The sequence below is a fragment of the Pseudoalteromonas sp. P80D2 genome, assembly GCF_036680945.1.
Classification (GTDB): Bacteria; Pseudomonadota; Gammaproteobacteria; order Enterobacterales; family Alteromonadaceae; genus Pseudoalteromonas; species Pseudoalteromonas shioyasakiensis.
The window spans coordinates 18,821-41,794 of the sequence record NZ_JAZDAR010000016.1 but is presented as its reverse complement, the minus strand read 5'-3'; the positions used below and the strand labels follow the sequence as shown (position 1 = coordinate 41,794).

Genomic DNA, 22,974 nt, shown 5'->3' with positions numbered 1-22,974 from the left:
AGGCGCAATGAGAAAGTTAAAAAATTTATTCGAGAATAATAAACGTTGGGCAGCGCGTACGAGTGAAAATGATCCTGAGTTTTTCAAAATTCTATCAATGCAGCAAAATCCAGAGTACCTGTGGATCGGTTGTTCTGACTCGCGTGTACCTGCAAACGAAATCGTAGACTTGTTACCGGGTGAGCTATTTGTTCACCGTAACGTAGCAAATGTTGTTGTGCATACTGACCATAACTGTCTTTCGGTAATGCAATACGCTGTTGAAGTATTGAAAGTGAAGCACATCATGGTCGTTGGTCACTATGGCTGTGGTGGTGTTCAAGCAGTATTAAACGAAGCACGTTTTGGCTTAATTGATAACTGGCTACGCCACGTAGGTGATGTAAAAGAAAAACACATCGAACAGCTTAATGCATTACCTGAACAAGAGCGTTTAAATAGCTTAATTGAACTAAACGTTATCGAACAAGTACGTAACGTGTGCCGTACTAACATTGTGCAAGATGCTTGGGCGAAAGGCCAAGAGTTAACAATTCATGGTTGGGTGTATGGCTTAGCAAATGGTCATCTTAATGATCTTGAGTCGGTTGTGACCTGTGCAGAAGAAGCTAGTGATACCTACGGTATTGCCGTTAAGCGCGTATTTGAACGCGTGGCAGAAAAAAGCTAATACCTAAAACTAGCTAGTTAGAAAAAAGGAGAGCTAATTCGCTCTCCTTTTTTATTGTTCGTCTTGTTTGCTAGCAAGTTGCTGCTCAAGTAAAGCCACTTTCTCTTCAAGCTCAGTGAGTTTTTCACGAGTACGAATAAGTACTTGGCTTTGAATATCAAACTCATCACGGCTTACAAAGTCCATCTCAGCAAGTTTGTTTTGAATAGCTTGCTTTGTTTTGCCTTCAACTGTTTCGGCAAGGTTTTTCACGCCTTGAGGCATGTTGTCAGTAATTTGCTTAGCGATTTCTTCAAGTTTTGCTGGGTTGATCATCTTCGTCCCTTGAGTCACGTAAAAAAACAATCTTACCTTATTGGCTAGGCGTAGTGTAGTGATTACGGTAAAATTGCCCGTCCTGTCTTTGGATAATTTCTTTAGGGGCTTATGAAACTCAACCCAAAACAAGATGAAGCGGTAAAGTATATCAGTGGACCGTGTCTGGTATTAGCCGGTGCGGGATCTGGTAAAACGCGTGTTATTACTAATAAAATCGCTTACTTGGTGCAAAAGTGTGAGTATCAAGCGCGCAATATTGCGGCGGTAACCTTTACCAATAAAGCCGCAAAAGAAATGCGTGAGCGTGTAACGCAAACACTGGGTAAACAAGAGTCGAAAGGCTTATGGGTTTCAACGTTTCACACCCTTGGGCTTGAGATAATCAAAAAAGAGTTAACGACGTTAGGTTTTAAACCTGGTTTTTCGTTGTTTGATGATCAAGATACCAACCAGTTATTAGCTGAGCTGACCGAAGAAGAACTTAAAAAAGACAAAGATCTACTCAACCTACTGAAGATGCAAATAGGTAGTTGGAAGAACGAGTTGATTCTACCAGAACGTGCCGTTCGCGAAGCCCGTGAGCCGCAAAAAGCCTTGTTTGCTCAGCTGTATGCGCGTTATCAAAATCAATTACGTGCTTACAACGCCCTAGATTTTGATGATCTGATCATGATCCCTACTTTATTGTTAGGCCAAAATGCCGCTGCGCGTGAGCGTTGGCAGCAGCGTTTTCGTTACTTGCTGGTGGATGAGTATCAAGATACTAATACCAGCCAGTATCAGTTGGTTAAGCTACTGGTGGGTGAGCGAGCTCGTTTTACCGTGGTAGGCGATGACGACCAATCAATTTACTCATGGCGCGGTGCTAAGCCTCAAAACCTTGTGCTATTAAGTAAAGATTTTCCGGGCTTACGTTTAATTAAGCTTGAACAAAACTACCGTAGCGCAGGGCGAATTCTAAAAGCGGCGAATATTTTGATTGCTAATAACCCTCACGAGTTTGATAAAAAGCTATTCAGTGAGCTTGGCTATGGTGAGCCTATCAAAGTGATTGGTTGTCGTGATGAAGAGCATGAATCAGAGCGAGTGGTGGCAGAGATTATTTCTCATAAATTCATGAAACGCACCAGCTACAAAGATTACGCAATTTTATATCGTGGTAACCACCAAGCGCGCGTGTTTGAAAAAGCACTTATGAGCAACCGCATTCCCTATAAGATCAGCGGCGGCATGTCATTTTTCTCGCGTTCAGAAATTAAAGATATCATGGCGTATTTACGCCTATTGGTGAACCAAGATGATGACAATGCCTTTTTACGTATTGTTAATACGCCACGCCGTGAGATTGGTACGGTCACACTCGAAAAACTCGGCACCCTTGCTAATGAAAAGCACATCAGTTTATTTGCAGCCTGTTTTGAACCTGAACTTGCACACCGCTTAAAAGGCCGTGGTTTCAATGCCTTAGCTGGCTTTGCCCGTTGGGTGGTTGAGCTTTCTGATAATGCAGTACGGGGCGATACTCTTGAAGCTGTAAAAGAGTTAGTTAGGCAAATTAACTACGAAGCATACCTTTATGAGTCATCACCGAGTGCAAAAGCTGCTGAAATGCGCATGAAAAACGTTTCAGAGCTTTATCGTTGGATCACCGACATGCTAACAGGGGATGCAGACAACCCGCCGCTGAACCTTGCTGAGGTGGTCAGTAAACTGACCCTGCGGGATATGCTTGAGCGTAACGAAGAAGAAGACGAATCTGACGCGGTACAATTACTGACACTGCATGCTTCAAAAGGTTTGGAGTATCCGTATGTGTTCATGGTTGGTATGGAAGAGGGTTTGTTACCGCACCAAGTAAGTATCGATGAAGATAACGTTGAAGAAGAGCGTCGTCTTGCTTATGTAGGTATTACGCGTGCACAACAAGAACTGGTAATGACCTATGCTAAGTTACGTCGTCAATTTGGTGAAACTTCAGATACTGAGCTCAGTCGCTTTGTGCAAGAGTTACCACAAGATGATTTAGCCTTCGAAGCGAAAAAGCCACCGTCTTCACAGGCTGAGCGTATGGAAAAAGGCCAAGCTCGTGTAGCTAATCTAAGAGCAATGCTTAAGAAGTAATAAATTGTGCGCTCGGTGCTTCGTGTTCGAAGGGCGCCAGCGCATGTTGCTTACCAATAAACAATGACAATCCGTGCTTATCGAGTAACGTGCGGTAGTTAAAAATTGACGGGCCTTTCGCGATTACTTGGATATTTTGCAGCTTAGTAATCGCCAGCACACCTTGCAGTTGTAGGTGATAGTTTTCTTGTTGTAGTACACGCTTACTGAATGTTGAACTTAATAACAAGTAATCGAATTGGAACTCAGTCAGTAAGTTTAATTCACAGCGATCTTTAGCAAATTCATTCAAACCAATCGAAAATCCTTGTGCGACCAAGTTTTTTAAATTTTCAATTTGTACCGCTGATGCATAACGAATTTCTTGTTCGTTGAATAATAAACACATTCTATTCGCATCGTGAGCTTTTAGTAGCTTACACAGTGCTTGAAAATTAATACGTTCAAGAACTAAACCAGAGCAAGGGAATAATACTTTTTCTAGATTACTGTCACTTACTAAGCTGAAGGCTTGTTTTAATAAATTAAGTTCAACCTCAAAGTGCTGAACTCTATCGGTTGCAAACTTCTTAAGTACTTCAAAGCTGGTGCTACCAAGTACTGGGTGTTCACCAAATGCTTCGAGTAAAGATTCTGAGCGAGTTTGTTCATCCAAGGTAATGATTTCGGCACTTCTAAAGTGCATAGGCAAATCATCTAAGTGATGCATATTGTCAGCATCATGTTGCACATTGCTGGCATTAAGCAGCGGATGGAAGCATTCAAAGCGATTACGGCCTGCATTTTTCGCGTAATACATGGCTGCATCCGCATCACGTATAATTTCATCGGTGTGTTTGTAGCTGGGTTTTGAGTAGGTAATACCAATACTCGCACCACTTTGAATGCACTGACCCTTCATACAGAAAGGTTTTCTCATAATTTCGATAATACGTTTGGCAACATCTTGGGCTTGCTGTTGCTCTGTTAAGTGAGTGAGCAATATCACAAACTCATCACCACCTAAACGTGCAAGCAAATCATGCTCACGAATACAATGCGAGAAAGACTCGGCAACACCAATTAAAAATTGATCGCCTGCTTGGTGACCAAGGTGATCGTTAATGTCTTTAAATTTATCAAGGTCAATAAATAGCACTGCAAACTGCTGCTCTGGGTAGCGCTGGTAATGCTGCAATGTTTTTTCAAGTTGAGTTAAGAATAAACTGCGATTCGGTAAGCTCGTCAGTGAGTCATGGTGTGCATCGTGGTACAGCTGTTGTTCTATTTTTTTACGCTCTTCAATTTGCATTTGCAGGTGCATATTGGCTTGGCGAAGTTCTTTGGTTTTTTCAGTGACCCGGTGCTCAAGCTTTTGGTGACTAAGCTTTAACTCTTGGTTTGCTAGGTGAGTTTGAATAACATTAGCAATTTGATGCGATACAAAGGTGATTAGCTCACAATCATCCTGACTAAATTCATGTTTATTGTTATAAGCTTGGCAAACAATGAGGCCTATAACGCCTTGCGAGGTTTTCAGCGGAGCACCTAACCAACTCGTCGCGGTGCGCTCAGGTGGTACATTAACAGGCCTTTCTACTACGCCTAGCTTGATAAGCTCTTTTGCTCTTTCACTGTCTATGACTTGGCACTTTTCAGTGCTGAGCACCAGTTCACTGTAGCCTTTAGCAAATGGCCTTGGTTTGCCATTATCGTTAAATTCATCGACGCAGTAAGGAAAACTCAACCAATGTGACTTTTGGTCATACAATGCGATGTATAGGTTATCTGCATAGGTAATGGTTTTGATAATGTTATGTACATGCTGATATACATCGTCGAGGTTTTTACTTTGTGTTGCCAGCTCTGATATTTTAAATAAGATCTGTTGGCGTTCTAGCGCACTTTTACGTTGTTGAATTTCGTCGTTAAGTGCTTGGTTACTTTGTGTCAGTGCACGGGTGCGAATTTTTACTTCAGATTCGAGCAGCTCACGTTTTTTAACTCGTTCAATCGCTGTCGCTAAATATAATGACATCGCTTCGAGCAACTCAATTTGCTGCTCCGAATAGCCTTGTTTATTGTCATAGCTTTGCGCGACCATGACGCCAATAATGACTTTATCGCGATAGACGGGCACTCCAACCCAATGCTCAGCTGGCGTACCAAAGCACTTAAGTAAGCCTTGTTCAACCGCTTGCTCTGTTTGTTGTTTGGTAAAGTAACAGGTTTTACCTTGTTTAAATACGTAACCCGTGAGGCCTTCTTTAAAGTACTGCTCATATTTTAACGGTACTGAAAGACCATCTTTTTCATCGGCGAAATAAGATAGCTCAAGGTTATCGTAAACCGGGTTATGTAACACAACGAAGAAGTTTTTACTTGGGATATAGTCTTGCAGAATGTTGTGGATAGCAGGGTAGAGTAGGGTTAATTCGGCAACAGTGCTTGCTTGCTCTGATAATTGTAAAAGAGCATGTTGCAAGTGATGTGATTGCTTATACTTTTGTAAAAGCGATTTTAAGCGAGCATTTTTTCTTTCTAGCTTATCAATGTGTGTTGCTGAATCTTCCAATGATTTAGAACCAGATCTTATTGTTGTTTAAATTTCGTCCTTTATAGTTCCACTTTTTTATTAGATCGTCAAGTAACAGATGTTAACAAAATAGTAATTTATGATGGGGCGTATTTGGCTACACTATTAGTCTAGCGGCTAAAAGCAGGCACAAAAAAAGGGCTTAATAAAATTAAGCCCTTAGTATTAGTTTTTGAACTGTTACTTGCTAGTCATGAAATCGATAGCAGCGCTGATCTCTTCATCAGAACAGTCCATACACGTACCTTTAGGAGGCATCGCGTTGAAACCGTTGATTGCATGGTCAAGTAGAGTGTCCATGCCTTTAGCAATACGAGGAGCCCAATCATCAGCTGATTTAGGTGCACCTAGTGCGCCAGTGCCATGACAAGCAAAACATGCTGCTTGGTAAACTTGTTCACCAGAACGAGGACCTGTAGGTTCAGCAGCGACCGCAGCTTTATCACCTTCTAGATATACAGAACCAATTGGCGCTAGACGCTTTTTAATTGCATCTTCAGTCAAAGAGTTGTCATACGCTTGTGCATATGCCGTTGTTGCTAGCAGTAATAATGCAGCTGATAGTTTTTTCATTTTGCCTTGCTCACTTCGATTTGAACGTGATCAATCACGATATCTGACGGAAATTAGAACGATTATAACGCTAAGCCACAATTTATAAAATGATCTAAAAGGCTTTTTCTTGAGAAAAACCGTCATTTTTTTGCGTTAGCGCAAGAAAAGCCAGCATTAAATACTGGCTCTTAGCTTGATGTTTAAGCAAGCTCTAATACTTTGTTAACCAATTTTTCGATACCCGCATCAGCATCTAAAATGCTCTGGGCCAACATATAGGCTGGGGTTGTGACCACTTTATGCTGAGGATCGACAACGATATCATCCACAGCACAGCTTTGGTGCGCTCCGCCAAGTTGCTCGATTGCTGCAGCGGTGTCTGCATCGTTACCAATGGTTGTTTTTACACCTTTACCATAAATAAGTGGCAGCATGGCAGGAGCAATACATATATAACCCGCTGCTTTGTTGGCATCGACAAAGGCCTTCGCAGTTGTCAGTACATCACCTTGAACTTGGGCATCTGCGCCTTTAACAGCAAAGTCAGATAGGTTTTTCGCGGCCCCAAAGCCACCTGGTACGATCAAGGCATCGAATTCATCTACATTTAGCTCAGTCAGTGCTTTAATTTCACCACGGGCAATACGCGCAGCTTCAACTAACACATTACGATTAGGTGTCATTTCTTCACCGGTTAGGTGATTAATGGTGTGCATTTGTTCGATATCGGGTGCGAAGCATTGATAGCTCGCGCCTGCTTTTGCGATATGTAATAAGGTTAATACGGCTTCATTGATTTCTGCGCCGTCGTAAACACCGCAACCAGCTAAAATTACAGCAACTTTTTTCATTTTTGAACTCTCCTTAATGCGACTAGCTTTAGTTTAACAAGGATACGAGCATGGCGACAAAATAAAAAATTTTCGTCGCTTGATAACTCGCAAAGCGTGATGAATAGCTGTTTATGCCTTTTTATAAATTACTAACGAAAAAAAAAGTATAAAGGATCGCTATGATCTTTGATCCATTATGCTAGAATACTCCTCCGGTTATGAAAAGGGATGTTAATTCGGTATCGAATAAGCAAAAGGTTATCGCCACTAAAACCGTTTTCCACATCGGACAAAAATAATAAAAAAAGAACGCCGTAATATCTTTTTTAAATCAAAACATGAACTTATAAAATTTTCCTAGATGTTTTTTCATTTTGGGAGAATTAACCCTGTCTGTTATCTACAAAGTTATCCACAGCTTGCTCTGTCATAAACCTTTATTGGTTAATAATTCACAGTCGTTTTCTTCATGGCCTTATGGCATGCTTACAAACAATTTAATGTTATTCAATTAGGATCCAATTTCACCATGGCTCAGATCCCTGAAAATCCACTTATTCTTGTAGATGGTTCTTCTTATTTATTCCGTGCATACCATTCGCCACCGCACCTTACTAACTCAAAAGGTGAAGCGACAGGCGCAATCTATGGCGTAGTTAATATGCTTAAGAGTTTGATCAAGCAATATGATCCGTCGCACATGGTGGTGGTATTTGATGCCAAGGGTAAAACCTTCAGAAATGATATGTACAGTGAATACAAAGCGAATCGTCCGCCAATGCCGGATGACTTACGCACACAGATCGCACCACTACATAACATTATTAAAGCAATGGGTTTCCCGCTGATTAGTATTGAAGGTGTTGAGGCTGACGATGTTATTGGTACCTTTGCGCGCATAGCGTCAGAGCAGCAGCGTCATGTACTGATCTCAACTGGCGATAAAGATATGGCGCAGCTTGTTAATGAACATGTTACGCTTATCAATACCATGACAGATAGCATTTCAGATCCAGAAACCGTGGTTGAGAAGTTTGGTGTTGGCCCTGAGTTGATCATTGATTACCTTGCTTTAATGGGTGACAAGGTCGATAACATCCCAGGTGTTGATGGCTGTGGTCCAAAAACAGCAGTGAAATGGTTACAAAAATATGGATCATTGCAAGGTGTCATTGATCATGCTGGTGAAATTAAAGGCAAGATTGGTGAAAAACTTGCTGCTGCACTTGATCATCTGCCACTTAGCTATGAGTTAGCAACAATTAAGTGTGATGTTGAGGTTGAGTCAGATCTTGAAACCTTTAAGCTGCAAGAGCCTAATCGTGACGAACTGATTGCACTTTATGGTGAGTGTGAGTTCCGCCGTTGGTTAGCTGAACTACTTGATAACCCTAAAGACGCTGATACGCATTTAGATGTGCCAACTGAAGCTAACGAACTACCAAAAGTTGCTGATGCACACTACGAAACTATTTTAACTGAAGAGCAACTTGATACCTTAGTGGCGCAGTTAAATGACGCTGAATTATTTGCTTTTGATACTGAAACAACCAGCCTTGATTATATGCAAGCGCAATTGGTTGGTATGAGCTTTGCGGTTAAAGCCGGTGAAGCGGCTTATCTTCCTGTTGCTCACGATTACCCTGATGCGCCAGAACAATTAAGCTTAGAAACCGTAATGGCAAAAATTGGCCCAATCTTAGCTGACGAAAACAAAGCGAAAGTGGGGCAAAACCTTAAGTACGATAAAAGTGTGTTAGCAAATGCGGGCTTCGAGTTAAAGGGTATTAAATACGACACTATGTTGGAGTCGTATGTATTTAATAGTGTAGGCAGCCGTCATGATATGGACTCGTTGGCACTGAAATACCTAGGCCACAAAAATATCAGCTTTGAAGATATTGCCGGTAAAGGTAAAAAGCAGTTAACGTTTAACCAAATTGAGCTAGAAAAAGCAGCACCTTATGCTGCTGAAGATGCCGATATAACGCTACGTCTTCACCAAGTGTTATGGCCAAAAATTGATGCTGATAGCCAGTTGAAATCAGTATTCGAAGATATTGAGTTACCACTTGTCACAGTGCTTTCTGATATTGAGCGTACTGGTGTTGCAATTGATAGCAACATGCTGGCAGCTCATAGCCAACGTTTAGGCGAGCGCCTGTTAGAGCTTGAGCAAGAAGCTTATGATATTGCAGGTGAAAAATTTAACTTAGGCTCACCTAAGCAACTGCAAGCTATTTTGTTTGAAAAACTTGAGCTGCCTGTTATCAAGAAAACACCTAAGGGTGCACCTTCGACAGCAGAAGAAGTATTGCAAGAACTTGCTCATGATTATCCATTACCAAAAGTGATTATTGAGCACCGTGGTTTATCTAAACTTAAATCAACCTACACAGATAAACTTCCGCTAATGGTTGATGAGCGCACTAAGCGAGTGCATACCTCTTACCATCAAGCTGTAACAGCAACAGGGCGTTTAAGCTCAACGGATCCTAACTTACAGAATATTCCAATTCGTTCAGAAGAGGGGCGCCGTATTCGTGAAGCCTTTATTGCTGCACCTGGCCATAAAATTGTGGCTGCCGATTACAGCCAAATTGAATTACGAATCATGGCGCATTTATCACAAGATAAAGGCCTATTAACTGCGTTTGCGAATGGTTTAGATGTACACAGCGCAACCGCTGCAGAAGTCTTTGGGGTTAGCCTTGAAGAGGTTACCAGCGATATGCGTCGTAAAGCGAAAGCGGTTAACTTCGGTTTAATTTATGGTATGTCGGCGTTTGGTTTATCACGTCAGTTAGATGTACCACGCCATGAAGCACAGCATTATATTGATAAATACTTCGAGCGTTTCCCTGGCGTACTTGAGTACATGGAAACAACTCGTGAAAAAGCTGCTGATAAAGGATATGTAGAAACGATTTTTGGTCGTCGCTTACATTTACCGGAAATCAAAGCCCGTAACGGCGCTCGTCGCAAAGCCGCTGAACGTGCTGCGATCAACGCACCAATGCAAGGTACTGCTGCTGATATCATCAAAAAAGCGATGCTAAAAGTTCATCAGTGGGTGAACGCGCAAGCTGAAGGTTCAGTGAAGCTGCTAATGCAGGTGCACGATGAATTAGTGTTCGAAATTAAAGAAGAGTGTGTTGACGACTATAAAGCTGAAATTTGTAAGCTAATGTCTGAAGCCGCGACTCTTGATGTGCCTCTGATTGTTGAAGCCGACAGCGGTGACAACTGGCAACAGGCTCACTAATAGTCGCAATAGGTGAGAGCTGTCAGCTATCAGGTTAAAAGTTAGCGAGTTACAAGGGGAAAGTTAGAGCTGTCAGCTATCAGCCGTCAGCTTTCAGACTAAAAGTTAGCGATTTGCTTGACCGTTATAGCGTATTTATCTCGAATCTAGCTTCCAATTTAAGGGTCGCGGCATAAAGCCGCTGCTACAAGTAGGCGTGAAACTTGTTTCGCGCGTCTGACCGCTGAAGGCTGAAAGCTGATCGCTTCTATATATAGAACATCGCTTCGTGCGACCCGACTCACCCAAAAATAAATCATTACTCGTTAACTATAACCCCAACTCCTGCAACCGCTTTACGTGTTGACGATAAAGCTCAATAGGGTCAACTTCACGAAAGTTGTGTAAACCGATAAATTGATTAATCTCATCTAAGTGGTTCATTTCATAATCATCTTTGATGACATGACCTAAATGGCTGCTGCAGCGCGATACTAGGCCATCATCTTTGCCTAAAATAAGTAACGAACCAAGCAACATGGGCAAGTCGGTTGGGTCCAGTATATTGGTGAGTGCTGCTGTACCACTCCACGAAAAATAATACACCCCATTTTCGGCAACTAGCTGACCTTGCTCGCATTTATTTTCTGGTAAACCTTCAGGGTATTTTTGATTAAATGCATGAGCACCCTGTGTACTTAAGCTATTTAATGCACCCAGTGTGTTTTGTGGTAAGTCACTGTTACCTGATAGTAGTGAAATAACACCACCAAATGCATCAAATACTAATTGAGCAGCATGTTCTGCTTTAGAGTTTGCAGGTAGTTTTTGACTAATTAGATCTATAATGCCACTACCATAGTTTGCACCGCCAATACTGGTTACTGAGGCAATTAAATCTGGCCTGACTGAGGCAACATAGCGCACTGTTTGCGCGCCTTGGCTGTGGCCAATCAAATTTACTTTTTTTGCGCCAGTCAGTGCTAAAATTGCTTTTACGCGAGTGAGTAATTGTTCGCCCCTTACTTCAGAGCTATTAATAGCCGAGACCGCTGGCGTGAACACCAAGGTATCATCTTGATTGAGACTTGTTGCAACATTATAAAAATAATCTAGGCCGAGTAGGTTATCGAATCCCATTAGCCCATGAACTAAAATTACCGGATATTGTGTCGTTGTTTTTTTTGCATGGCAGTAGGGGGTCATTAAAAAAAGTAAGGTAGCAAATAAAATTAAGGGGATTTTTTTCATACCTTTTACTCTTCTACTGCAATTTTCATCACTAACAAGCCTTAAAAAAGCCTGATTTTTGCGTGCTGTTGATTCACTTTACCCTAAATTATGGCTCGCTGTAATGTTAACTTTAAGTAAACAAGAAAAGATGGTTTTAGTGTTTCGTTATATGTTTATCAATTTGTGTTGTTTCTGCGGTTATGCAATTTATTTTTAATCCGGTATTTGCTAAAGTCCGCGCCGTCCTCATCCTGTAGGACATCCTGTTGATGATGCATCTGAAAGGATGCAACGTATTGATAGCTTCTCCCCAGTTTGCTATAACGGCTCACTCCTTGTTGAGTGAGTCGCTTTTTCTTTCTCTTATCATACAATTCATTGCACAAATTAACGCAAGTGATACCATCAAAGTGATTCTTATTTACTTTCGAAGGAATGCGTTATGTTTAAATCTTTGGCAATTGCTGCCTTTTCATTATCGAGTATTTTAGTTGCCCCTTTAGCCAGCGCAAACTGGCAAGTTAATAATGAGCAAAGCAATGTGAGCTTTGTGTCTATCAAAAAGAATTCAGTTGCAGAAGCGCATCATTTCAAAAACGTGTCGGGTACACTTAACGAGCAAGGTCAATTTAAGTTGATGATCGATCTGACATCGGTTGAAACTCTAATCCCTATTCGCAATGAGCGCATGACCAAGTTGTTATTTGAGACAGCTAAATTCCCTAATGCAGTATTAACTGCTGATTTAAGCAAAGCGCTGTTAACGCTAAAACCAGGACAACATGTGCTTAAAGGTTTGAAAGCTGAATTAGACTTCCATGGCAACAAGAAAGAGCTAACAATTGATGTACTTGCCAATATGTCACCGAAAGGCGATGTTACTGTTTCATCGTTTACGCCGGTGATTATTAATGCAAGTGATTTCAAAGTAACAGAAGGTATTAGTGAGTTACAAAAACTTGCGGGTTTACCATCAATTGCAACAGCTGTTCCTGTGACATTTTCTTTGACGCTAGATAAAGAAAAATAATGCAATCACTTGCTGACTTAGAAGCCGCTCTTCAGGCACCCGATAAACCTTTTGATCAATGGCAGCCACAAAACTGTGGACAAGTGCCTATATTGATTGATGCGCAAGGGCGGTGGTTTTATGCCGGCAGTGAAATAAAGCGCGAGGCAATGGTTAAACTCTTTGCCTCTGTGCTTTGCAAAGAAGCAGGTAGTTATTTTTTAAAAACACCTGTCGAGAAAATGGCTATCACGGTCGATGATGTACCTTTTATTATTGTTGATTGGCGCTTTGAAGATACAGAGCAAGGCCGTGCGCTTTGTTGTGTTGATAATTTACAGCGCGCTTGGTTGGTTTCAGCAAAGCAACCACTATTACTGAGAGAATTTGAAGGTATCAGTGTGCCTTATCTTCAATTAGCACATGGCTTGGCTGCGAGGGTATCGAGAAATGTTTATTATCAGTGGGCCGAAATAGCCTGCTCAGACGAGCAGGGCTACTATATAGAATCATTAGCCAAGCGTTATTACTTGGCCTAAGCGATTAAGCTTCTGGTTGTTCGTCAGACTCAGGTGCTTGAGCTTCAATGGGCCCTAAGAACCACTCATCAAGCTTTTTAGCAACTTCAGGTAAGCCTGTGCCTTTTAGTGAAGAGAAGGCATGTACTGTAATATCACCATCTAAACTACTTAACTCACGACGAACTTGTAAAACTTGAGCTTTTCGCGCGCCCTGTTTTAGCTTGTCGGCTTTAGTTAATAGTGCCAGCACTGGAATTTCGCTGCCCACGGCCCAGTCGATTAAGTCACGGTCTAAATCTTTTAACGGGTGGCGAATATCCATCAAAACAACGATACCTTTTAAGCTTTGACGTTTTTGTAAGTATTCACCTAGTGACTTTTGCCATTTCTTCTTCATTTCGATAGGAACTTTAGCAAAACCATAGCCTGGTAAGTCGATAAGGCGTTTATCGGCATCAAGTTCAAAGGTATTGATCAGCTGAGTACGACCGGGTGTTTTAGAAGTACGCGCTAACTTTTGATCTGTTAACGTGTTTAAAGCACTTGATTTACCCGCATTAGAGCGACCAGCAAACGCGACTTCAATCCCCGTATCAGCAGGTAAGCGTGAGATATCAGGTGCGCTGGTAACAAAGGACGCAGTATTGTATTTGATACGAGATTTGAGCACAGGCTCTCCTAGTCTTTTATAAAAAATAACAAACAGTGGCTAATTTCCACTTAAGGCACGTATTTTATACTATTAAAGCAGCATTCAAAAGCGTATTTAAGCGTGCTAAATTGGCTTTAAATTAGGAAAATTACTAGGTATAAACTTAATCTAAGTCAAATCCCTATAAATTATGAGCTTAATGTGGGCAGAAAACGTGCCAGAGAATTTATTATCGTGTAGAATATAGAAATCACAACATCCATATTGTAGATGATACAGGGTCGGAAACAGAGAATTCACCATGAAAAAAATAGCACTATCTTTAACTATATTGCTTGGTACGTTGTCAGCAAGCAACGCAACAGCATTTGATGGCGATGTAAACGCAGGTAAAGAGAAATCGGCAACGTGTGCGGCTTGTCACGGCCCAGACGGTAATGCACCGGTTAATATCTACCCTAAAATTGCAGGCCAACACGCAGATTATATCTATAAACAATTACAAGAGTTTAAATTAGGTATGACATCTGGCGGCAAAGAAGGTCGTATGGATCCAGTAATGAGTGGTATGGCTATGCCGCTTAGCGATCAAGACATGAAAGACCTAGCAGCTTACTTCTCTTCTTTAAATATGTCTGAAGGTACAACACCTAAAGATGTAGTAGAAGTAGGTCAGCAGCTTTATAAAGCCGGTGATGCAGAGCGTGGTATTCCAGCATGTGCTGCGTGTCACGGTCCTCGTGGTAACGGTACATCACTAGCTAAATTCCCGAAAGTTTCGTTCCAACATCCAGAATACATCAAGTCACAACTTGAAAAATTCCGTGATGGTACGCGTAATAACGACTTAAACGGTATGATGCAAGACATCGCTAAAAAGCTAACAGACAAAGACATCGAAGTACTTTCAAAATACTTAGGTGGCTTACACTAAAGTCTGATTGCGGGTAGTAATACTCCGCAGTAATATGTGATTAGTGTGAAAAAAGCAGCGCAAGCTGCTTTTTTTGTATTTAAACCATGTCGAAATCTCCTACGCCTTTGTGAGACATTGTCCATACCGAGCTGTAAGCTAAATCTTATTTTTATTTCAATTTTATACATAACTCTTTGTTATTAAATAAGTTGAGCTTGTTGCAATATCTTATCTGTAAGAAAAATTATATAAATCAGTTGTAACAAAATTATTAATGAGTAAATTAACCACTGTCGCTGAGACAGCAAAAACAACATGGACAATGTAATAAGGAAAGTGACTGCGGCAAGTCTTTAGGGGTTGACACTGGTTAGGTGTCCTAAAGGAAATAACAAAAAAGCGTCAGGATTGACCGAGAATAATAAAAGCTCATGGAAGTTTAATAATAAAAACAAAATGGAATGCTACACGGAAGGTTAAAACAATAACAAAATGGATAAACAATAATAATAAAAATAATAAAGACTAAAAAGTCGAAGGGAGAAGTGTCCAGATAATTGGCGCTCAGATTAGTAGGCGGTAGAGATGTTTTCTCTACCGCCTTTTTATTTGTCCTGTTACAATAGCCACCGTTTGTACTAAAAGTATGAAAAGTGCGCAGTTCGTCAAGTTGACCAACCACATCCGCACATCGAATTCTTCTGGTTATGCCAGCATTACAATGCCACAAAGGCGTTGTGCACAACCTCTTAAGTGAGATGATCAAGATATGAGTAGAAAGAAAAAGTCGCGTAAAATTCCATCGAATGGTCCTGTACGTCTAAGCAAAGAAAAGCTTAGAGAGATGCGCGCGTTAAAAGAGCAGCGAGTTAAAAAGACCAAAGGTGCTAAACCTGGGTCTCGAAATGCACCTGATGCACAAAATGCAGAAAACACTGCTGCAAACAATCAACCGAAAGATAAGCGTGTTGGTAGTAAAAAGCCGGTTTCTTTAGTTGCGCCTAAGGCTGAGCCGAAAGTTGAAATGAAGCGCAACTTAAAACCTATGGTTGAGCTTAAGAAAGTGGCTGAGCCTGAACTAACGCCAGAGCAAGAGTTAGAAGCGCTAGAGAATGACGAGCGTCTACTTAAGCTGGTTGAGCGTCATGAGCGCGGTGAGTTATTAACAGGTAAAGATGCTAAGTACTTCAATAGCCGTATTGCTCGCCACCAAGCACTGTGTGAGTTATTAGGCATTGAAGATGAAGACGAGTACGAAGATGACTTTGAAGATGATTCATACGATGAAGGTGAATCTGACTTCGATAAGTATTTATCTGATGACTTAGCCAATGAATGGTTTGATGACGAAGATGAGGATGAGCGATGAGCACAACCTTGATTATTGCCATTGTAATTGGTGCGGCAATTATCGCAGGGCTTGCGTTTTATGCAGGGCAACTTCTGTATAAACTAAAAGAGCAAAATAAGCTTATCGCCAAGAAGCAAGTTGAGCATGAGCAAAAGCTTGCGGCATCAAAAGCAAAGCGTAATGCAAAGCTAGCCGATAGCATTCATTTAATTGCCCGTGCAATGAATGAAGAGCAATGTGAGTTCTCAGAAGGCTGCTTACGTATTTGGGTGCTGATCTCTCAATACAGCTTTGCAGAAGAGTTTGAGCTAAGTGAGCGTTACCCAGGCATATTTAAAATGTACGAAGTTGTAAAAGATATGCCAACGCACGATGCCCGTAAGAAATACTCTAAAAAAGAGATTTTTAAAATGGACACCGCTCGCTGGCGTGCTGAAGAGCAGCATAGCGATGAAATCAAAGCGGATTGTGCACGTATAATTGAAGAGTTTAAAGCCGCTCCAGGCAGCGAAAACGTAGTATTTAATTAAGTTGACGTATCTTTGAATTAAACAAAATAAAAAGCAGAGCCTAGGCTCTGCTTTTTGTTGGGCTAGATAACTCGTGAGAAACGAGTTTGCTTGATTTGTTGTTGTAGGTGCGCATCAAAGCACATACAAATAATACGAATAAATAAATTACCGCGAGCTGTTACTGTGATCTTATCTTGGCTAACAGACACCAAGCCATCAGCTAGTAATGGGTCGAGTGCCTGTAGTGCCTCGCAGAAGTAGCTGGCAAAGTTAATATTAAACTGTTTTTCGATTGCTGGAATATCCAGCTCAAACTGGCAGATCAATTGTTTGATCACTGCGGCACGTAATGTATCGTCATCAGTTAAAGCAACACCTTTACAGATTGCACTGCCATAGCCTTCTTGCACAGCTTTGTAATAGTGCTTCAACTCTTTTTCGTTTTGTAAAATGGCATTGCCTATTTGCGAAATCGATGACACACCCAAACCTAATAAGTCACATTGGCCATGCGTTGTGTAACCTTGGAAATTACGGTGTAATTGACCTGCGTTTTGTGCAATTGCTAGTTCATTGTCTTTACGGGCAAAGTGGTCCATACCAATAAACTGATAACCCGCCGCTAACATCTGCTCAAGGGTATTTTTGAACATAGTGAGCTTATCGCCCGCAGATGGTAAGTCAGCATCTTTAATTTTACGCTGAGCAGCGAATCGATCTGGTAAATGGGCATAGTTAAATACCGACACGCGATCAGGGTTTAACTCTATCAGCTGTGTAATCGTCTCTTTAAAGCTCTCAGGTGTTTGCAGTGGCAAACCGTAAATCATATCGGCATTAATAGATTTAAAGCCAAGTTCACGAGCCTCACTAATCAAGCCTTTTACAGATTGCACGCTTTGCGGGCGATTAACTGCCAGTTGCACATCATCATTGAAATCTTGAATACCAAATGAGACACGATTGAAGCCAAGCTGACGTAGGTGAACTAGCATGCCATCAGCTAAAGAACGAGGGTCAATCTCAATACCGCGCTCGGCATCATCAGCAAAATTAAAATGCTGCTCAACCAATGCCATTAAACGGCTCATTTGCTCTGCCGATAAGAACGTTGGCGTTCCACCCCCTAAATGCAGTTGCTCAACGTTATAATCGGCAAAAAGCGTTGCTTGCTCAGCAATTTCAAGCGCTAAATTATCTAGATATAAATCGGCTTTAGATTGATGACGAGTGATGACCTTATTACAACCACAGTAATAACAAAGCTGACTGCAAAAAGGGATATGGATATACAAGGATAAAGAACGGCTTTTCGACGCCGCAATCGCGTTAATCATATCTTGTTGGTTATAACCATCAGCTAAAGACAATGCTGTTGGGTAAGATGTATATCGAGGCCCAGAAATATTGTACTTGTTGATCAGAGATTGATCCCAGCTTGGTAAATTTATCACAGTCAGCACTCCGCAATTGATTGAGCGGCTATTTTAACGAGTTTAGTGATTTAGCTATTTGATCTAGAACAATGTCGGAGGCTAGAAACTAATCGGCATGCTTTAAGGTCGTTGTAAAAACAAAGAGTTTACTATTTGAGCAGTTGATTTAGTGATTGTTAAAATAAAGGGTTTTGCTAGTGACAAGGTTACAAAAACTTTTTATACTGCATCCCGCTTTAGTCAGTTAAACCTGCTAAACGCATCAAAAAATTTAGCTTTCGCTAATACAATGGCCCCTTAGCTCAGTTGGTTAGAGCACACGACTCATAATCGTTAGGTCCCCAGTTCAAGTCTGGGAGGGGCCACCATTTTCTTACTGTAAAAATCCAAAATTAAAGCTTACAGCTGTTTTTATAGCTGCGTTCCACCTCTTTTTAATCTTTAAAATTCTACGAAATAAAATTATTTTTAATTTTTTAAAAATATTTTGTCAGGTTTTCTGTGTTTGTCTCGTCTATAGCTGCAAATGACACGAAGTTGTTCTATTCGGTGGTAGCAATAGGCAGTGTCTTGTGTATCTATTTTTACGAAAAGGACAAACTCATGACGACTACAACATCAACTGTGAATACGCTAAAACTTGATTCAGCAAATGCACCATTTAGTGATGCGGCTGTTTGGTTAAAAGAAGGGTGGGGGCTATTTAAAAAAGCACCGTTTAAACTTTTTTTACTTATGACGCTGTTCGCTATTGTGCCTGGTTTAGTGCAGTTATTGCCTGCACCTACAGGTTTAACCGTATCTAAATGGTTAGCGCCTATGTTAATGGCAACGGTGTGGCCTTTATTGTTTAACTTGAATAATCAGCAAGGTTTTTCATTTAAGCATAATGCAACATGGGCGAAGTGGGGGCGAGTTGCCGTGTGGTCAGTTGTTGGTATTTTACTGGCGCTGGTGCAATTTGCAGTAGGGAGTGCTTTGATTGGTAGTGAGCAGCTATCGGTTTTATTGTCAGGTCAGTTTGTTGATGTTGAACGCTGGCGCGTAGGGGTCATGTTTGTGTCAATTGTTCCTGTAAATATGCTGCTTATGTTTGTGGTACCTCTGTTACTTTTAAACAATGCTTCGCTTAGTGACGCTGTTAAAGGAGGCATTACAACGGCACTCAAGGTGATTAAACCATTAAGCATGCTTTGTTTGATTAATATGCTTGTTACCTTTACTGCCCCTTATAGTCTTTTACCTATGTTGTTGGTAGGGCCGGTATTAGCATGTACCTACTTTTGTGCCTATAATCGTTTGTTCAAATAATAATAAAAACATGGAAGTACAGTGAAAGCTGATGTTCAAATAAACACATTGCTGAATGAATACGCGCCGCTGTTGGCGCGTGTTGCTGCAACCTACGAGATCAATCTAGCGCTACAAGATGAGCTAATTCAAGAGATGTCGCTGGCTGTTTGGCGCGCTTTTGAAAGTAATGACTCACCACCCGATGTTGCCTTTCGGGGCGATGCCAGCATAAAAACCTATATTGCCCGAATAGCTCACAATAAAGCGGTTGATCATGTGATAAAAGAGCAAAACCGCAAAGAGGTGGCAAGCTCTGAAAGTATTGATTACACCCAAGCCTTAAGTGCGCATAAGTCACCAGACGACAGTTTAGATTTAATGGCTGCCCTTCGTAAATTAACGCTGAAATATCGGCAGGTGCTTGCTTTACAGCTTGAAGGGTTTAATCAAAGTGAGATAGCTCAAACGCTGGGACTGTCTGAAGATGCTGTTGCTAAACGTGCAAGTAGAGCAAGACAGCAAATTGCGAGCCTAATGGAGTAAATAAAGTGGATAAATTCGAAGCAGATGATCAATTAGCTAAGTGGCAGCAGGCATTTGTGCAAGCAACGCCGAAAGTGGATAGTGCAGCGTTAATAGCACAAACGCAAAAGTCGCGAACTAAGTTAAAGCTAAAAGGGTTAATCGACTCATTTTTAGGTGTTGTGGTAACCGTATTTTGTATTTACGCCATGTTATTTGAGGTAAAAAACACCTATGAAACCATTATGTTTGCGCTATTAGTGCCTATTCCTCTAGGTTTTGGAATTTGGTCATACCGTTTAAGACGAAAGCTTTGGCGAGCAGAAACGCTAGACGTCAATGCAATGCTTAATTTTAAAGAGAATCAGCTGAAGCACCAAGTTCATTACTGGCGTGTGAGTTTTATTGGCTGCGTTGTGCTTTGGTGCGCTTTGTTAATCGTTGCCTTGTTTAATATGGTTATGTTTAAAACATACAACCTATGGCTCATCCAGCTGGGTATAAATGGTATTATCGTGCTGGCTGTTTATGTACGCTATAAAAAACTAAAAGCACAGCTAGCTGTAGCGCTTGAGAGTATTCAAGCGATGCGCTGATGAGCGGCGTTGCTACTTGAGGTGGCCAAATTGTGTTTATAGTGTGGAAGTATTGTGCTTATACAATAAAGATGCCTCCCGACCTATAGTAGAGCGCCCTGTAACTGGCTAAAAATACACCTATGTCAATACTGAGATATAGGGAGTATTTATGACACATGTTGTGAAATGTTTGCTTTTATCGATCATTATGCTGAGCTTAGTTGCCTGTGGTGACAGTGGCTCAGACAATCAAGAAACAGTGAATTCGGCGCCTATTGCGATTGCAGGGGGCGATCAAAGTGTCGAAGCGGGCACATTGGTTACGTTAGATGGCTCATCAAGTAGTGATGAAGATGGTGACACGTTAACCTATCAATGGTCTTTTGTTAGCGTACCTTCGGACAGCTCCGCCAGTCTTACAAATGCAACCAGCGTATCTGCTACTTTTACTACAGATGTAGCGGGGAGCTACCAAGTACAGCTTGTTGTAAGCGATGGTGAAGACACAAGTAGTGCAGATACGGTTACTATCACGGCAAGTACCACTAGCGTTGAAAATACAGCACCTGAAGCCAATGCTGGTACTGATCAAACTGTTGAAACGGGCACGCTCGTCACTTTAAATGGCGCGTCGAGTAGTGATGACGATGATGACACATTAACTTATCAATGGTCTTTTGTAAGTATTCCATCAGGCAGCGAAGCAACCCTCTCAAATGCAACGAGTGTCTCTGCTACTTTTACTGCAGATAGCGATGGCGACTATGAAGTACAGTTAATAGTGAATGATGGGGCAGAGTCGAGCAGTGCAGATACGGTGACTATTACTGCATCATCGACAGCTGCAACTAATACCGCACCCATAGCGGAAGCGGGCGACAGTCAAAGCGTTGAAACTGGAGCAGAGGTGACCTTAGATGGTTCATCAAGTAGCGATGAAGACGGCGATACACTTACTTATCAATGGTCATTGTTATCAACTCCGACAGACAGTGAAGCCGAATTAACGAATGCAACAACGGTATCCCCCTCATTCACAACTGATTTAGACGGTGTTTATACCATTCAATTAATCGTTAATGATGGCTCTCAAAATAGTACTGCTGATACGGTAGCTATTACAGCGACCACGAGTACATCATCTGCAGATACCATTACTATTTTAGACTACAACCCTTCAGGAGCAGCAGAAGGAGATACTGACAACACAGGTGAAGATGAAGACGACCTTGTTGAAAATGCTAGCTTTGATGGCACTGTCGTTATTAGTTATGCCGATACCAGCGTATCGGTAACAAATCCGTTTGAAGACAATGGTGTTGAGATTAGCGTTGATGGTGCTGATGTGACTGTAGTGGCAACCATCTCGGGAGTTGCGTATGACGTCGCAGGCTCGAGCACTGAGGGGTCATTAAAGATCTACAGCGATAATAAATTTCAACTGGGTTTATCAGATCTTGAGCTTGTAAATAGCGATGGCCCTGCCATTAATATTCAATCTAAAAAAACGGTGTTTGTCATTTTAGAAGGTGAGAGCTCTCTTATCGACGGTACAACGTATTCAGATATCCCTGACGATGAAGACGCTAAAGCGACCTTCTTTAGTGAAGGGCAACTCATTTTTAGTGGCTCAGGTGAGTTAACCGTGACGGCTAATTACAAGCACGGTATTGTCAGTGATGATTATATCCGTGTACGTGATGGCAATATTATTGTGACTGACGCAGTAAAAGATGCCATTCATACCAATGATTATTTTATTGCTGATGGCGGTAGTTTTACGCTGGCAGCACAAAGCGACGGTATTGATGCATCTGAGGGCTACATTATTATCAATGATGGAGTCTTTAATATTGACGTGCTAGATGATGGTATTGCTGCATCTTATGATATTAGCGAAGAAGACGAACCAGATGAGTCAATTACTCCTAATGTAACGATTAATGGCGGCACTTTTACGATAACAACCTCAGAAGGAGAAGGAATTGAAGCGAAAAGTGAAATAACCATTAACGATGGGCAATTCGAGATCAACGCTTATGACGATGCCATAAATGCTGGCGATATGATTTATATTAATGGCGGTCAGATCTACGCGTATAGCAGTTCAAATGACTCGGTTGACTCAAATGGTGAAATTACTATCACCGGTGGTGTTCTGATAGCGATTGGTAGCAGTGTACCAGAGGCAGGGATCGATGCAGATAGCAACACGATTAAGTTCACAGGGGGCACAATTCTTGGGCTCGGTGGAACCACAAGTTTACCAAGCTCAACCGAAAGCACGCAAAATAGCATCGTGCTCGATGGGGTAGCCAAAGATAGTATTTTACATATTCACTCAGAATCACAAGACGAAGCGCTTACTTTTTTAGTGCCTAAACAAGTTGCGACTATACTTTATTCAAGTGCCAAATTGAGCTTGTCTGAGAGCTACGATATTTATGTTGGCGGCAGTGTGAGTGACGGTGAAAGCTTTAATGGTTTGTATACTTCAGGGGAGCTCTCAATAGACGGAGCTAGTTTGTCAGAGTCATTTACTCTTACTGATGTTGTTACTCAGTTAGGAGGGCAAACTGGCCCAGGTGGTGGCGGTGGTCGAGGCGGCCCCGGCGGTTAGTGATTTATAATTAAG

Annotated in this window: 19 protein-coding genes and 1 tRNA gene; 13 read left to right on the top strand and 7 right to left on the bottom strand. The window is 41.5% G+C overall.

Annotated elements, in window-relative coordinates; all coding sequences use genetic code 11:
• The first annotated feature begins 7 nt into the window (after window positions 1-7).
• Complete coding sequence (gene can / locus VRK28_RS00910) at window positions 8-670, top strand: carbonate dehydratase (RefSeq protein ID WP_054561164.1); 663 nt, start codon at window positions 8-10, stop codon at window positions 668-670.
• A gap of 51 nt (window positions 671-721) precedes the next feature.
• Here can and ubiK read toward each other — a convergent pair whose 3' ends face one another.
• Window positions 722-985, bottom strand: a complete 264-nt coding sequence (gene ubiK, locus VRK28_RS00905) for a ubiquinone biosynthesis accessory factor UbiK (RefSeq protein WP_054561163.1) — start codon at window positions 983-985, stop codon at window positions 722-724.
• Window positions 986-1,096: 111 nt separating this feature from the next.
• On the opposite strand from ubiK, the gene rep reads away from it, so the two are divergent.
• A complete protein-coding gene (gene rep, locus VRK28_RS00900) occupies window positions 1,097-3,109 on the top strand; it encodes a DNA helicase Rep (protein WP_332393110.1) in 2,013 nt (670 codons plus the stop codon).
• On the opposite strand, the gene VRK28_RS00895 is transcribed toward rep, so the two are convergent.
• The 3 genes from VRK28_RS00895 to elbB all read right to left on the bottom strand — a co-directional run bounded on the left by VRK28_RS00895 (window position 3,099) and on the right by elbB (window position 7,090).
• Complete coding sequence (locus tag VRK28_RS00895) at window positions 3,099-5,663, bottom strand: bifunctional diguanylate cyclase/phosphodiesterase (RefSeq protein ID WP_332393109.1); 2,565 nt, start codon at window positions 5,661-5,663, stop codon at window positions 3,099-3,101. The two genes, rep and VRK28_RS00895, sit on opposite strands and share 11 nt — an antisense overlap.
• Before the next feature lie 201 nt (window positions 5,664-5,864).
• Window positions 5,865-6,257 carry a c-type cytochrome gene (locus VRK28_RS00890; RefSeq protein ID WP_054554118.1) on the bottom strand — a complete coding sequence of 131 codons (393 nt, stop codon included), beginning with the start codon at window positions 6,255-6,257 and terminating at the stop codon, window positions 5,865-5,867.
• Window positions 6,258-6,439: 182 nt separating this feature from the next.
• A complete protein-coding gene (elbB, locus tag VRK28_RS00885; protein WP_332393108.1) occupies window positions 6,440-7,090 on the bottom strand; it encodes an isoprenoid biosynthesis glyoxalase ElbB in 651 nt (216 codons plus the stop codon).
• A 511-nt stretch (window positions 7,091-7,601) separates the two neighbouring features.
• Here elbB and polA point away from each other — a divergent pair.
• Window positions 7,602-10,337 carry a DNA polymerase I gene (gene polA / locus VRK28_RS00880; RefSeq protein ID WP_332393107.1) on the top strand — a complete coding sequence of 912 codons (2,736 nt, stop codon included), beginning with the start codon at window positions 7,602-7,604 and terminating at the stop codon, window positions 10,335-10,337.
• Window positions 10,338-10,646: 309 nt separating this feature from the next.
• Here polA and VRK28_RS00875 read toward each other — a convergent pair whose 3' ends face one another.
• Window positions 10,647-11,567, bottom strand: a complete 921-nt coding sequence (locus tag VRK28_RS00875) for a lipase family alpha/beta hydrolase (protein WP_332393106.1) — start codon at window positions 11,565-11,567, stop codon at window positions 10,647-10,649.
• A 424-nt stretch (window positions 11,568-11,991) separates the two neighbouring features.
• Here VRK28_RS00875 and VRK28_RS00870 point away from each other — a divergent pair, with 424 nt between their 5' ends.
• Entirely contained in the window at window positions 11,992-12,579 is a 588-nt protein-coding gene (locus tag VRK28_RS00870) for a YceI family protein (RefSeq protein WP_058585960.1), read from the top strand.
• The gene (locus VRK28_RS00865; RefSeq protein WP_332393105.1) at window positions 12,579-13,097 is read left to right on the top strand and encodes a DUF1285 domain-containing protein; all 519 of its coding nucleotides are present in this window, start codon (window positions 12,579-12,581) and stop codon (window positions 13,095-13,097) included. Before VRK28_RS00870 ends, VRK28_RS00865 begins: the two co-directional genes overlap by 1 nt.
• Before the next feature lie 4 nt (window positions 13,098-13,101).
• On the opposite strand, the gene yihA is transcribed toward VRK28_RS00865, so the two are convergent.
• Window positions 13,102-13,749, bottom strand: coding sequence for a ribosome biogenesis GTP-binding protein YihA/YsxC (gene yihA / locus VRK28_RS00860; RefSeq protein WP_054561154.1), 648 nt, complete (start codon window positions 13,747-13,749; stop codon window positions 13,102-13,104).
• A 283-nt stretch (window positions 13,750-14,032) separates the two neighbouring features.
• On the opposite strand from yihA, the gene VRK28_RS00855 reads away from it, so the two are divergent.
• The 3 genes from VRK28_RS00855 (at window position 14,033) to VRK28_RS00845 (ending at window position 16,528) form a co-directional block, all read left to right on the top strand.
• Window positions 14,033-14,665, top strand: a complete 633-nt coding sequence (locus VRK28_RS00855; RefSeq protein WP_054561153.1) for a c-type cytochrome — start codon at window positions 14,033-14,035, stop codon at window positions 14,663-14,665.
• A 751-nt stretch (window positions 14,666-15,416) separates the two neighbouring features.
• Window positions 15,417-16,016 (top strand): Der GTPase-activating protein YihI, encoded by a 600-nt coding sequence (gene yihI / locus VRK28_RS00850; RefSeq protein ID WP_063529037.1) that lies wholly within the window; start codon window positions 15,417-15,419, stop codon window positions 16,014-16,016.
• Window positions 16,013-16,528, top strand: a complete 516-nt coding sequence (locus tag VRK28_RS00845; protein WP_332393104.1) for a DUF2489 domain-containing protein — start codon at window positions 16,013-16,015, stop codon at window positions 16,526-16,528. The genes yihI and VRK28_RS00845 overlap by 4 nt, the downstream gene beginning before the upstream one ends.
• Before the next feature lie 62 nt (window positions 16,529-16,590).
• Here the strand turns inward: VRK28_RS00845 and hemN are convergent, their stop codons facing one another.
• Window positions 16,591-17,964 carry an oxygen-independent coproporphyrinogen III oxidase gene (gene hemN / locus VRK28_RS00840; RefSeq protein WP_332393103.1) on the bottom strand — a complete coding sequence of 458 codons (1,374 nt, stop codon included), beginning with the start codon at window positions 17,962-17,964 and terminating at the stop codon, window positions 16,591-16,593.
• Between the two features lie 273 nt (window positions 17,965-18,237).
• Here hemN and VRK28_RS00835 point away from each other — a divergent pair.
• The 5 genes from VRK28_RS00835 to VRK28_RS00815 all read left to right on the top strand — a co-directional run bounded on the left by VRK28_RS00835 (window position 18,238) and on the right by VRK28_RS00815 (window position 22,959).
• A tRNA-Ile gene (locus VRK28_RS00835) sits at window positions 18,238-18,314 on the top strand.
• 235 nt (window positions 18,315-18,549) lie between these two features.
• Window positions 18,550-19,257: a hypothetical protein gene (locus VRK28_RS00830; protein WP_332393102.1), complete on the top strand. Its 708-nt coding sequence runs from the start codon at window positions 18,550-18,552 to the stop codon at window positions 19,255-19,257.
• 21 nt (window positions 19,258-19,278) lie between these two features.
• Window positions 19,279-19,782: an RNA polymerase sigma factor gene (locus VRK28_RS00825; RefSeq protein WP_332393101.1), complete on the top strand. Its 504-nt coding sequence runs from the start codon at window positions 19,279-19,281 to the stop codon at window positions 19,780-19,782.
• A 5-nt stretch (window positions 19,783-19,787) separates the two neighbouring features.
• The gene (locus VRK28_RS00820) at window positions 19,788-20,357 is read left to right on the top strand and encodes a hypothetical protein (RefSeq protein ID WP_332393100.1); all 570 of its coding nucleotides are present in this window, start codon (window positions 19,788-19,790) and stop codon (window positions 20,355-20,357) included.
• Window positions 20,358-20,508: 151 nt separating this feature from the next.
• Window positions 20,509-22,959, top strand: a complete 2,451-nt coding sequence (locus tag VRK28_RS00815; protein ID WP_332393099.1) for a carbohydrate-binding domain-containing protein — start codon at window positions 20,509-20,511, stop codon at window positions 22,957-22,959.
• Window positions 22,960-22,974: the final 15 nt, after the last annotated feature.